This window comes from Streptomyces europaeiscabiei (genome assembly GCF_001550375.1).
GTDB lineage: Bacteria > Actinomycetota > Actinomycetes > Streptomycetales > Streptomycetaceae > Streptomyces > Streptomyces europaeiscabiei.
The window spans coordinates 1-11727 of sequence record NZ_LRTR01000220.1; the positions used below are offsets into that span (position 1 = coordinate 1).

Annotated in this window: 11 protein-coding genes; 1 reads left to right on the plus strand and 10 read right to left on the minus strand. The window is 69.1% G+C overall.

What is annotated here, in order from left to right; translation table 11 throughout:
• A partial coding sequence (locus AWZ10_RS10830; RefSeq protein WP_159058248.1) for a helix-turn-helix domain-containing protein occupies window positions 1-271 on the minus strand: 271 nt, incomplete at its 3' end.
• A 91-nt stretch (window positions 272-362) separates the two neighbouring features.
• On the opposite strand from AWZ10_RS10830, the gene AWZ10_RS10835 reads away from it, so the two are divergent.
• Window positions 363-809 carry an anthrone oxygenase family protein gene (locus AWZ10_RS10835; RefSeq protein ID WP_060890961.1) on the plus strand — a complete coding sequence of 149 codons (447 nt, stop codon included), beginning with the start codon at window positions 363-365 and terminating at the stop codon, window positions 807-809.
• Window positions 810-921: 112 nt separating this feature from the next.
• On the opposite strand, the gene recQ is transcribed toward AWZ10_RS10835, so the two are convergent.
• From recQ to AWZ10_RS10880, 9 genes are all read right to left on the minus strand, one after another.
• On the minus strand, window positions 922-3024 hold the full coding sequence (gene recQ / locus AWZ10_RS10840; protein ID WP_046702487.1) for a DNA helicase RecQ: 2103 nt from the start codon (window positions 3022-3024) through the stop codon (window positions 922-924).
• A gap of 226 nt (window positions 3025-3250) precedes the next feature.
• A complete protein-coding gene (gene nuoN / locus AWZ10_RS10845) occupies window positions 3251-4900 on the minus strand; it encodes an NADH-quinone oxidoreductase subunit NuoN (protein WP_046702486.1) in 1650 nt (549 codons plus the stop codon).
• Window positions 4897-6468, minus strand: coding sequence for an NADH-quinone oxidoreductase subunit M (locus tag AWZ10_RS10850; RefSeq protein ID WP_046702485.1), 1572 nt, complete (start codon window positions 6466-6468; stop codon window positions 4897-4899). The genes nuoN and AWZ10_RS10850 overlap by 4 nt, the downstream gene beginning before the upstream one ends.
• A gap of 5 nt (window positions 6469-6473) precedes the next feature.
• A complete protein-coding gene (nuoL, locus tag AWZ10_RS10855) occupies window positions 6474-8369 on the minus strand; it encodes an NADH-quinone oxidoreductase subunit L (RefSeq protein ID WP_046702484.1) in 1896 nt (631 codons plus the stop codon).
• Window positions 8370-8384: 15 nt separating this feature from the next.
• Window positions 8385-8684, minus strand: a complete 300-nt coding sequence (nuoK, locus tag AWZ10_RS10860) for an NADH-quinone oxidoreductase subunit NuoK (RefSeq protein WP_005481399.1) — start codon at window positions 8682-8684, stop codon at window positions 8385-8387.
• Entirely contained in the window at window positions 8681-9517 is an 837-nt protein-coding gene (locus AWZ10_RS10865) for an NADH-quinone oxidoreductase subunit J (protein WP_046702483.1), read from the minus strand. The genes nuoK and AWZ10_RS10865 overlap by 4 nt, the downstream gene beginning before the upstream one ends.
• Window positions 9514-10116: an NADH-quinone oxidoreductase subunit NuoI gene (nuoI, locus tag AWZ10_RS10870; protein WP_060890962.1), complete on the minus strand. Its 603-nt coding sequence runs from the start codon at window positions 10114-10116 to the stop codon at window positions 9514-9516. The genes AWZ10_RS10865 and nuoI overlap by 4 nt, the downstream gene beginning before the upstream one ends.
• Window positions 10109-11470 carry an NADH-quinone oxidoreductase subunit NuoH gene (gene nuoH, locus AWZ10_RS10875; RefSeq protein WP_046702481.1) on the minus strand — a complete coding sequence of 454 codons (1362 nt, stop codon included), beginning with the start codon at window positions 11468-11470 and terminating at the stop codon, window positions 10109-10111. The genes nuoI and nuoH overlap by 8 nt, the downstream gene beginning before the upstream one ends.
• The coding region (locus tag AWZ10_RS10880) for a molybdopterin dinucleotide binding domain-containing protein (protein ID WP_279616621.1) at window positions 11467-11727 on the minus strand (261 nt) is incomplete at its 5' end. The genes nuoH and AWZ10_RS10880, both read right to left, overlap by 4 nt.

Below are 11727 nucleotides of genomic sequence, written 5' to 3' on the forward strand. Positions count from 1 at the left end.
TGACCCGGGCGCGCGGACCGTCCGCGGCGGCGGTCGCGGCCCGCAGCGCCGCGGCCATCTCGGCGGCACCCTCCAGGGCGACGGCGCCGATGATCTCGCGCTTACCGCGGAAGTGGCTGTAGAGGACGGGCTGGCTGTACTCGATGCGCTCGGCGAGCCGGCGCGTGGTGACCGCGTCCCAGCCCTGCTGCTCGGCGAGTTCGCGGGCCGTCGCCACGATGAGGCGCTCGCGGGCCGCGCGGTCGCGCTCCTTGCGTTCCTTTACCGACATGATTCGACCCTAGCACCGCTAGACAATCGAGCGGTGGCAGTACTAGCGTTGCCACAACAGCTAGCAATGCTAGATTCCTGGAGGGGTCATCATGCTCAGCGCACTCGAGGTCGTCACCACCGTGGTCATCGGCGTGATGGTGGGGGTGGAGTTCTCCGTCGCCTTCGTCATGAAGCCGATCCTCGACGCACTCCCCGAGGACAGCGGCCAACTGGGCCACGCCCACGGGGGCCGGATGCTCGGCGCCGTCATGCCGGTCTGGTACATCGGCTCGCTCGTCCTCACCGCGGTCTGGGCCGTCGCCGGATGGCACCACGCCGGCACCGGCCTCGTCGTCACCGCCGCCGGAATGCTGATCCTCACCGTGGTCATGTCGCTCCTGCTGCTCGTTCCGATCAACAACCGGAACAAGACGTGGACCCCCGAGAACCGCCCCGAGGACTGGAAGGAGCAGATGAACCGCTGGGAGCGCTGGCACTACGTCCGCGTCGCCGTCCTCATCGGCGCCTTCACCCTGCTGGTCGCCGCCCTCACCTGATACCGAAGCCGCCCGGACACACCCTGGCTCGCCCGTGCGCGCCGACAGCCTTCGCCCCGCCGGGGGATCCCGGCAGGGCTGCGGTGACCGTGCTCGGTCCCGGGCCTGTCCCCTAGGCCCAGTCGTCGTGCTCGGGCTCCGGCTCCACGTCGGGCCAGTCGAAGTCCTGCCCCGTGTCACCCGCCGAAGCCGGGCCGGACGCCCTCCCGTCCACGGAGGCCGCTCCGGAAGCCGAGGTCGCCCCGGAAGCAGGGGCCGCCCCCGAAGCCGAGGCCGAGGCCGAGGCCGACGCTCCACCAAAATCGCCGCCCAGTGAACCCAGCACCGCCAGCACCCCCTCCCCGTACGTCGCCAGCTTCTTCTCGCCGATTCCGCTGATCGTGCCGAGTTCGGCGACGGACGCGGGGGCCGTGGCCGCGATCTCGCGGAGGGTGGCGTCGTGGAAGATGACATAGGCGGGGACGCCCTGTTCCCTGGCCTGGTCGCCGCGCCAGGCGCGCAGGGCCTCGAAGACGGGAAGCAGGTCGTCGGAGAGCTCGACCGCCGCCTTGGGCTTGCGGTCGCCCCGGCCGGAGCCGGAGGAGCCCGCGCCGGACGACGCCGACCGCGTGGTCACCGGCTTCTTCGGTTCCTTGCGCAGCGGCACGTCCCGCTCCCGCCGCAGCACCGCCCCGCTCTCTTCCGTGAGCACGAGCGTGCCGTACTCGCCCTCGACCGCGAGGATGCCCTGCGCGAGCAACTGCCGCACGACGCCCCGCCATTCGCCCTCGGCCATCTCCTCGCCGATACCGAAGACGGAGAGCTGGTCGTGGTCGAACTGGATGACCTTCGCGGTGCGCCGGCCCAGCAGGATGTCGACGATCTGTACGGCACCGAACTTCTGGCCCCGCTCCCGCTGCAGGCGCACCACCGTGGAGAGCACCTTCTGCGCGGCGACCGTGCCGTCCCAGGTCTCCGGCGGTACGAGACAGGTGTCGCAGTTGCCGCAGCCGTCGGCCTGCGGTTCCTGGCCGAAGTACTGGAGCAGCTGGCCCCGGCGGCACCGGGCGGTCTCGCAGAGCCCCAGCATCGCGTCCAGGTGGCTGGCGGCCCGGCGGCGGAACGCCTCGTCGCCCTCGCTGCCCTGGATCATCTTCCGCTGCTGTATGACGTCGTTGAGGCCGTACGCCATCCACGCCGTGGACGGCTGTCCGTCGCGGCCGGCGCGGCCGGTCTCCTGGTAGTAGCCCTCCACCGACTTCGGCAGGTCCAGGTGTGCGACGAACCGTACGTCGGGTTTGTCGATGCCCATGCCGAAGGCGATTGTGGCGACGACCACGAGCCCTTCCTCGCGCAGGAACCGCGACTGGTGGGCCGCGCGGGTGCCGGCGTCGAGTCCGGCGTGGTACGGCACCGCCTCGACGCCGTTCTTGCTGAGGAACTCCGCCGTGCGCTCGACGGAGTTCCTGGACAGGCAGTACACGATGCCCGCGTCGCCCGCGTGCTCCTGACGCAGGAAGGACAGGAGCTGCTTCTTCGGGTCGGCCTTGGGCACGATCCGGTACTGGATGTTGGGCCGGTCGAAGCTGGCCTCGAAGTGGCGGGCCCGGGGCATGGCCAGCCGCTCGGTGATCTCCCGGTGCGTCGCGTGGGTGGCGGTGGCGGTGAGCGCGATGCGCGGCACGTCCGGCCAGCGCTCGCCCAGCAGGGAGAGGGACAGGTAGTCGGGCCGGAAGTCGTGGCCCCACTGGGCGACGCAGTGGGCCTCGTCGATCGCGAAGACCGCGATCTTGCCGCGTCCGAGCAGATCGAGCGTGGCGTCCAGCCGGAGCCGCTCGGGTGCGAGGTAGAGAAGATCCAGCTCCCCGGCCAGGAACTCCGCCTCGACCACACGCCGCTCGTCGAAGTCCTGCGTGGAGTTCATGAACCCGGCGCGCACGCCCAGCGCCCGCAGCGCGTCCACCTGGTCCTGCATCAGCGCGATCAGCGGGGAGACCACGATGCCCGTACCGGGCCTGACCAGGGAAGGAATCTGGTAGCAGAGCGACTTTCCGCCGCCGGTCGGCATGAGGACGACGGCGTCACCGCCCGCGATCACATGCTCGATGACCGCACCCTGCTCGCCCCGGAAGGCGTCGTACCCGAAGACCCGGTGGAGCACGGCCAGCGCCTCGCTGTCCGCCCCGGTCGTCCTGTCCTCGTCCACCATCACGCCCGTCCCGCCCGTCCCGATCATCGCCCGTCCCCCGCGCCCTTACGTCCTGTGCCGCCCGTGGTTCCTCCAGCCCTTGCCACCATAGGCGCCCGCACCGACAGCCTCAGAGTTATCCACAGGCTCCACCCGTATGAAGCGCCACTCCCCGTGGACGACGACCCGTACATACGACGGGACCCGGCCCCCTGGAAGGGGGCCGGGTCCCGTCACCGCGTCACGAGCGAGCGCTCCGCTCCCGGGCGGAGCGTCAGCGTACGAACACCCCCGCCTGACCCGCCAGGTCCAGGAAGTACTGCGGGGCGATGCCGAGCACCAGTGTGACGGCGACACCGACCCCGATCGCGGTCATGGTCAGCGGCGACGGCACGGCGACGGTCGGCCCCTCGGGGCGCGGTTCGCTGAAGAACATGAGCACGATGACGCGGATGTAGAAGAACGCGGCGATGGCCGAGGAGATCACACCGACCACGACGATCGCGCCCGCGCCGCCCTCCGCGGCGGCCTTGAACACGGCGAACTTCCCGGCGAACCCGGAGGTCAGCGGAATGCCCGCGAAGGCCAGCAGGAAGACCGCGAACACGGCCGCCACCAGGGGCGATCTGCGTCCGAGGCCGGCCCACTTGGACAGATGGGTCGCCTCGCCGCCCGCGTCCCGCACCAGCGTCACCACGGCGAACGCGCCGATCGTCACGAAGGAGTAGGCGCCCAGGTAGAACAGCACGGACGAGACGCCGTCGGGCGAGGCCGCGATGACACCGGCGAGGATGAAGCCGGCGTGGGCGATCGACGAGTAGGCGAGCAGGCGCTTGATGTCGGTCTGGGTGATGGCGACGATCGCGCCGCCCAGCATGGTGACGATGGCGACGGCCCACATCACCGGCCGCCAGTCCCAGCGCAGGCCGGGCAGGACGACGTACAGGAGCCTGAGCAGCGCGCCGAAGGCGGCCACCTTGGTCGCCGCCGCCATGAAGCCCGTGACCGGTGTGGGAGCGCCCTGGTACACGTCGGGCGTCCACATGTGGAACGGCACCGCGCCGACCTTGAACAGCAGGCCCATGACGATCATGGCGACGCCGATGAGCAGCAGCGCGTCGTTGCCCATGGTGTCGGCGAGGGCGGGGTTGATCTCTCCGATCGTGCCGTCGACGACCTGGGCGATCGTCGCGTACTTCACCGAGCCCGCGTAGCCGTACAGCAGGGCGATGCCGAAGAGGGTGAAGGCGGAGGCGAAGGCGCCGAGCAGGAAGTACTTGACCGAGGCCTCCTGCGACATGAGCCGCTTGCGGCGGGCCACGGCGCACAGCAGGTAGAGCGGGAGGGAGAAGACCTCCAGGGCGATGAACAGGGTCAGCAGGTCGTTGGCCGCCGGGAAGATCAGCATGCCGCTGATCGCGAAGAGCAGCAGCGGGAACACCTCGGTGGTGGTGAACCCGGCCCTCACGGCCGCCTTCTCGCTGTCGCTGCCGGGCACGGACGCGGCCTGCGCGGCGAAGGAGTCGACCTTGTTGCCGTGCGCCTCGGGGTCGAGGCGGCGCTCGGCGAAGGTGAAGACGCCGAGGATGCCGGCCAGGAGGATCGTGCCCTGCAGGAACAGGGCCGGTCCGTCCACGGCGATGGCGCCCATGGCGGCGATGCCGGCCTTCGTGGTGCCGTATCCGCCCGCCGCGAGCGCGACGACCGCGGCGAAGGACGCCGCGAGCGCGACGACGGAGACGAACACCTGGGCGTAGTAACGGGACTTGCGTGGCACGAAGGCCTCGATCAAGACCCCGATGACGGCCGCCCCGAGGACGATCAGCGTGGGCGACAACTGCCCGTATTCGATCTTCGGCGCGTCGATCTTCGTGATCGGGTCGGCCGCGGTTGTCCACAGGCTGTGGACGGCGGTTGCGCTCACTTGGCGGCCTCCACCTCGGGCTGGGGGTCCTTCTTCTGGACGTCGGACATGGTGTGCTCGACCGCCGGGTTCACGATGTCGGTGAGGGGCTTCGGGTAGACGCCGAGGAAGAGCAGCAGGACGATCAGCGGGGTGACCACCACGAGTTCCCGCACCCTCAGGTCGGGCATCCCCTCGACCTCGGCCTTCACCGGGCCGGTCATCGTCCGCTGGTAGAGGACGAGGACGTAGAGCGCGGCGAGGACGATGCCGACGGTGGCGATGATCCCGATCACCGGGTAGCGCGCGAACGTGCCGACCAGGACCAGGAACTCGCTGACGAACGGGGCGAGACCGGGCAGCGACAGCGTCGCGAGGCCGCCGATCAGGAAGGTGCCGGCGAGCACCGGCGCGACCTTCTGCACGCCGCCGTAGTCGGCGATGAGCCGGGACCCGCGCCGGGAGATCAGGAAGCCCGCCACCAGCATGAGGGCGGCGGTCGAGATCCCGTGGTTGACCATGTAGAGCGTCGCGCCCGACTGGCCCTGGCTGGTCATCGCGAAGATGCCCAGGATGATGAACCCGAAGTGCGAGATCGACGCGTACGCCACCAGCCGCTTGATGTCCCGCTGGCCGACCGCGAGCAGCGCCCCGTAGATGATGCTGATCAGCGCCAGGACGAGGATCGCGGGCGTCGCCCACTCACTGGCCTCCGGGAACAGCCCGAGGCAGAAGCGGAGCATCGCGAAGGTGCCGACCTTGTCGACGACCGCCGTGATGAGGACGGCGACCGGCGTGGTGGACTCCTGCATGGCGTTGGGCAGCCAGGTGTGCAGCGGCCACAGCGGGGCCTTCACCGCGAAGGCGAAGAAGAAGCCCAGGAACAGCCACCGCTCGGTGCTGGTCGCCATCTCCAGCGTGCCGTTGGCGCGGGCCTCGGCGATCTCCGGGAGCGAGAAGTTCCCGGCGACCACGTACAGGCCGATCACCGCGGCCAGCATGATCAGGCCGCCGACCAGGTTGTAGAGGAGGAACTTCACGGCGGCGTACGACCGTTGCGTGGCCGCCGCCTCCTCGCCGTGCTCGTGGGCCCGGTCCCCGAAGCCGCCGATGAGGAAGTACATCGGGATGAGCATGGCTTCGAAGAAGATGTAGAAGAGGAAGACGTCGGTGGCCTCGAAGGAGATGATCACCATCGCCTCGACGGCCAGGATCAGGGCGAAGAAGCCCTGCGTGGGCCGCCACCGTGTGTTGCCCGTCTCCAGGGGGTCGGCGTCGTGCCAGCCCGCGAGGATGATGAACGGGATCAGCAGGGCGGTGAGCGCGATGAGCGCCACCGCGATGCCGTCCACGCCCAGTTCGTACCGCACCCCGAAGTCCGCGATCCAGGCGTGGGACTCGGTGAGTTGGTAGCGGTCGCCGTCCGGGTCGAAGCGGACCAGGACGACCACGGCGAGCACGAGCGTGGCCAGCGAGACGATCAGCGCCAGCCATTTCGCGGCGGTGCGCCGCGCGGCCGGTACGGCGGCCGTGGCGATCGCCCCGAGGGCCGGGAGCGCCGCCGCCGCTGTCAGCAGAGGAAAGGACATCGGTATCAGACCGCCCTCATCAGCAGGGTCGCGGCGATGAGGATCGCAGCACCGCCGAACATCGAGACCGCGTACGACCGGGCATAGCCGTTCTGGATCCGGCGCAGCCGCCCGGAGAGGCCGCCCATCGAGGCCGCCGTGCCGTTGACGACGCCGTCGACCAGGGTGTGGTCGACGTAGACGAGGGAGCGTGTGAGGTGCTCTCCGCCGCGTACGAGGACGACGTGGTTGAAGTCGTCCTGGAGGAGGTCGCGCCGGGCGGCCCGGGTGAGGAGCGATCCACGCGGGGCGACGACGGGGACGGGCCTCCGCCCGTACTGGAGCCAGGCGAGGCCGACACCGATGACCATCACGGCGACCGTGGAGATCGTCACCGTCAGGGCGCTGATCGGCGGGGTGCCGTGCTTGTGGCCGGTGACGGGCTCCAGCCAGTTGACGAACCGGTCGCCGATGCTGAAGTACGCGCCGCCGAAGACCGATCCGACGGCCAGCACGATCATGGGGATCGTCATGACCTTGGGCGACTCGTGCGGGTGCGGCTCGTGGCCGTGCTCGTCGGGCTGCCAGCGCTTCTCGCCGAAGAACGTCATCAGCATCACGCGTGTCATGTAGAACGCGGTGATGCCCGCGCCCAGCAGGGCCACGCCGCCGAGGATCCAGCCCTCGGTGCCGCCCTTGGCGAACGCCGCCTCGATGATCATGTCCTTGGAGAAGAAGCCGGACAGACCGGGGAAACCGATGATCGCGAGGTAGCCGAGGCCGAAGGTGACGAAGGTGACCGGCATGTACGTCCGAAGGCCTCCGTACTTGCGCATGTCGACCTCGTCGTTCATGCCGTGCATGACCGAGCCGGCGCCGAGGAAGAGCCCGGCCTTGAAGAAGCCGTGCGTCACCAGGTGCATGATCGCGAAGACGTAGCCGATGGGGCCGAGGCCCGCGGCCAGCACCATGTAGCCGATCTGCGACATGGTCGACCCGGCGAGGGCCTTCTTGATGTCGTCCTTCGCACAACCGACGATCGCACCGAAGAGGAGCGTGACCGCGCCGACGACGGTGGTGACGAGCTGTGCGTCCGGGGCGCCGTTGAAGATGTCGGCGGACCGGACGATCAGGTAGACGCCCGCGGTGACCATGGTCGCGGCGTGGATGAGGGCCGAGACGGGGGTCGGGCCCTCCATCGCGTCCCCGAGCCAGGACTGCAGCGGCACTTGGGCGGACTTGCCGCAGGCGGCCAGCAGCAGCATCAGCGCGATCGCGGTGAGCGTGCCCTCGCTCGTCTCGCCGACGGCCCCGAGGACCGGCCCGAAGGCGAAGGTCCCGAAGGTGGTGAACATCAGCATGATGGCGATGGACAGACCCACGTCGCCGACGCGGTTGACCAGGAAGGCCTTCTTCGCGGCGGTGGCGGCGCTGGGCTTGTGCTGCCAGAAGCCGATCAGCAGGTACGAGGCGAGACCCACGCCCTCCCAGCCGACGTACAGCAGCAGGTAGTTGTCGGCGAGGACGAGCAGCAGCATCGCCGCGAGGAACAGGTTCAGATAGCCGAAGAAGCGGCGTCGGCGCTCGTCGTGCTCCATGTACCCGATGGAGTACACATGGATGAGCGAGCCGACTCCGGTGATCAGCAGGACGAACGTCATCGACAGCTGGTCGAGCTGGAAGGCGACGTCCGCCTGGAAGCCCTCGACGGGGATCCAGCTGAACAGGTACTGGCCCATCTCACGGTGTTCGGCGTCCTTGCCGAGCATGTCGGCGAAGAGGACGACACCGATGACGAAGGAGGCGGCGGCCAGCGCCGTGCCGATCCAGTGGCCGACGGCGTCGAGGCGCCGGCCGCCGCACAGCAGGACGGCCGCTCCTAGCAGGGGCGCCGCGACCAGCAGCGCAATCAGGTTCTCCACGATTCTTCCGACCCCTTACAGCTTCATCAGGCTGGCGTCGTCGACCGAGGCCGAGTGGCGGGACCGGAAGAGCGACACGATGATCGCGAGTCCGACCACGACCTCCGCGGCGGCGACGACCATCGTGAAGAAGGCGATGATCTGGCCGTCGAGATTGCCGTGCATCCGGGAGAAGGCGACCAGGGTGAGGTTGCAGGCGTTGAGCATCAGCTCGACGCACATGAACACCACGATCGCGTTCCGCCTGATCAGGACGCCGGTGGCGCCGATCGTGAACAGCAGGGCGGCGAGATACAGGTAGTTGACGGGATTCACTTCGATGCCTCCCCGCGCTTGGGGCCGTTCCCGCTGTTGGTGCGCTCCAGGCGGTCCTCGGCGCGCTGCTCCAGGGCCTTCAGGTCGTTGAGCGCCTCCGTCGACACGTCGCGGACCTGACCCCGGTCCCGCAGCGTCTTGCTGACGGTCAGCTCGGACGGCGTGCCGTCGGGCAGCAGGCCCGGGATGTCGACCGCGTTGTGCCGGGCGTACACGCCGGGGGCCGGCAGCGGCGGGAGGTGCTTGCCCTCGCGCACGCGCTCTTCGGCCAGTTCCCGCTGGGTCTTGGGGCGCTCGGTGCGCTCGCGGTGGGTGAGGACCATGGCGCCGACGGCGGCCGTGATGAGGAGGGCGCCGGTGAGTTCGAAGGCGAACACGTAGTCGGTGAAGATCAGGGCGGCGAGGCCCTCCACGTTCCCGCCCGCGTTCGCCGTGCCGAGGCCGGTGAACTCCGTCAGCGAGGCGTTGCCGATGCCCGCGATCAGCAGGATGCCGAAGCCGAGGCCACACAGGAGGGCCAGCCAGCGCTGGCCCTTGATGGTCTCCTTCAGGGAGTCCGCCGCGGTGACGCCGACGAGCATGACCACGAACAGGAACAGCATCATGATCGCGCCGGTGTAGACGACGATCTGCACGATGCCCAGGAAGTAGGCGCCGTTGGCGAGGTAGAACACCGCCAGGATGATCATGGTGCCGGCGAGGCAGAGCGCGCTGTGCACGGCCCTCTTCATGAAGACGGTGCACAGGGCGCCGATCACCGCGAACGTGCCGAGCACCCAGAACTGGAAGGCCTCACCGGTGGAGGTGGTGTAGGCGGCGAGTTGCATGCTCATGCGTCCGCCCCCTCTTCCTCGGGCTTCTCGCCCTTGGAGGTGGCGACCTGGCGCACCGTGCCGGGCGCGGCCTCGGTGACCAGCCCCCGGTAGTAGTCCTGCTCGTCGGTGCCCGGGAAGATCGAGTGGGGCGAGTCGACCATGCCCTCCTCGAGACCGGCGAGCAGCTGCTCCTTGGTGTAGATGAGGTTGGCGCGGCTGCTGTCCGCCAGCTCGAACTCGTTGGTCATCGTGAGCGCGCGCGTGGGGCACGCCTCGATGCACAGGCCGCACAGGATGCAGCGGGCGTAGTTGATCTGGTAGACGCGGCCGTACCGCTCGCCCGGCGAGTAGCGCTCCTCGTCCGTGTTGTCGGCGCCCTCCACGTAGATGGCGTCGGCGGGACACGCCCAGGCGCACAGCTCGCAGCCGATGCACTTCTCCAGGCCGTCCGGATGGCGGTTGAGCTGGTGCCGGCCGTGGAACCGTGGGGCCGTGGTCTTGGGCTGCTCGGGATACTGCTCGGTCAGCCGCTTCTTGAACATGGCCTTGAAGGTCACGCCGAAGCCGGCGACGGGGTTCTGGAAACCGGGCTTGGTCTCCTTCGGCTCCTCAGCCATCGGACGCCTCCTTCCCATTCGAAGATCCGTCACTGTCAGTATCGGACCCACCACTGACAACCAGCTCCCGCTCCCGTCGCGGACGCCTGCGCGGCACCGGCGGGAGGGTCTGTCCGGGCAGGGGCGGTACGGGGAACCCGCCGGCCATCGGGTCGAAGGCGGCCGGTTCGGCGGGCCGGTCCTGTGCCTCGCGCCGGTCACGGAACATGTCGGCGACGACGGAGAGCAGGAACAGCACGATGACGGCGCCCGCGACGTACAGGGCGATCTCGGCGAAGTCGTAGTTCTCGTTCCTGAGGGTCCGTACCGTCGCGACGAGCATCAGCCAGACCACGGAGACCGGGAGGAGGACCTTCCAGCCGAGCTTCATCAGCTGGTCGTAGCGGACGCGCGGGAGGGTGCCGCGCAGCCAGATGAAGAAGAACAGCAGCAGCTGCACCTTCACCACGAACCAGAGCATCGGCCACCAGCCGTGGTTGGCGCCCTCCCAGAAGGTGCTGATGGGCCAGGGAGCCCGCCAGCCGCCGAGGAAGAGCGTCACCGACACGGCGGAGACGGTCACCATGTTGACGTACTCGGCGAGCATGAACATCGCGAACTTGATCGACGAGTACTCGGTGTTGAAGCCGCCGACCAGGTCGCCCTCGGACTCCGGCATGTCGAAGGGGGCGCGGTTGGTCTCGCCGACCATCGTGATGATGTAGATGACGAAGGAGACCGGCAGCAGCACGATGTACCAGCGGTCCTGCTGCGCCTCCACGATCGCCGACGTCGACATCGACCCCGAGTAGAGGAAGACCGAGGCGAACGCGGCGCCCATGGCGATCTCGTAGGAGATCATCTGCGCCGCGGAGCGCAGGCCGCCGAGCAGCGGATAGGTGGAGCCGGAACTCCAGCCCGCCAGCACGATGCCGTAGATGCCGACGGAGGCGACCGCGAGGATGTAGAGCATCGCGATCGGCAGGTCGGTGAGCTGCATCGTGGTGCGCTGGCCGAAGATCGAGATCTCGTTGCCGGCCGGGCCGAAGGGGATCACCGCGATCGCCATGAAGGCCGGGATGGCCGCGACGATCGGCGCGAGGACGTAGACGACCTTGTCCGCGCGTTTGACGATGACGTCTTCCTTGAGCATCAGCTTGATGCCGTCGGCGAGCGACTGGAGCATGCCCCAGGGGCCGTGCCGGTTGGGGCCGATGCGCAGCTGCATCCAGGCGACGACCTTGCGCTCCCACACGATGGAGAACAGCACGGTGATCATCAGGAAGGCGAAGCAGAACACCGCCTTGACGACGACCAGCCACCAAGGGTCTCGGCCGAACATCGAGAGGTCTTCAGCGGCGAGGTACAAGCTCATGCCTCCACCTCCTCGGGGGCCTCGGCGGCGAGCGTCGCGGGGCCGATACGGACCAGTGCGCCGGGCAGCGCCCCGGTGTCGGAGGCGACGCCCGTACCGGTGGAGTTCAGCGGGAGCCAGACGACGCGGTCGGGCATCTCGGTGATCTGCAGCGGCAGTTCGACGACCCCGGCGGGGCCGCTGACCGCGAGGACGTCGCCGTTCTTGACGCCCGCCTCGGCGGCCGTGGCGGCGGACACGCGCGCGTGTGCGGCGTG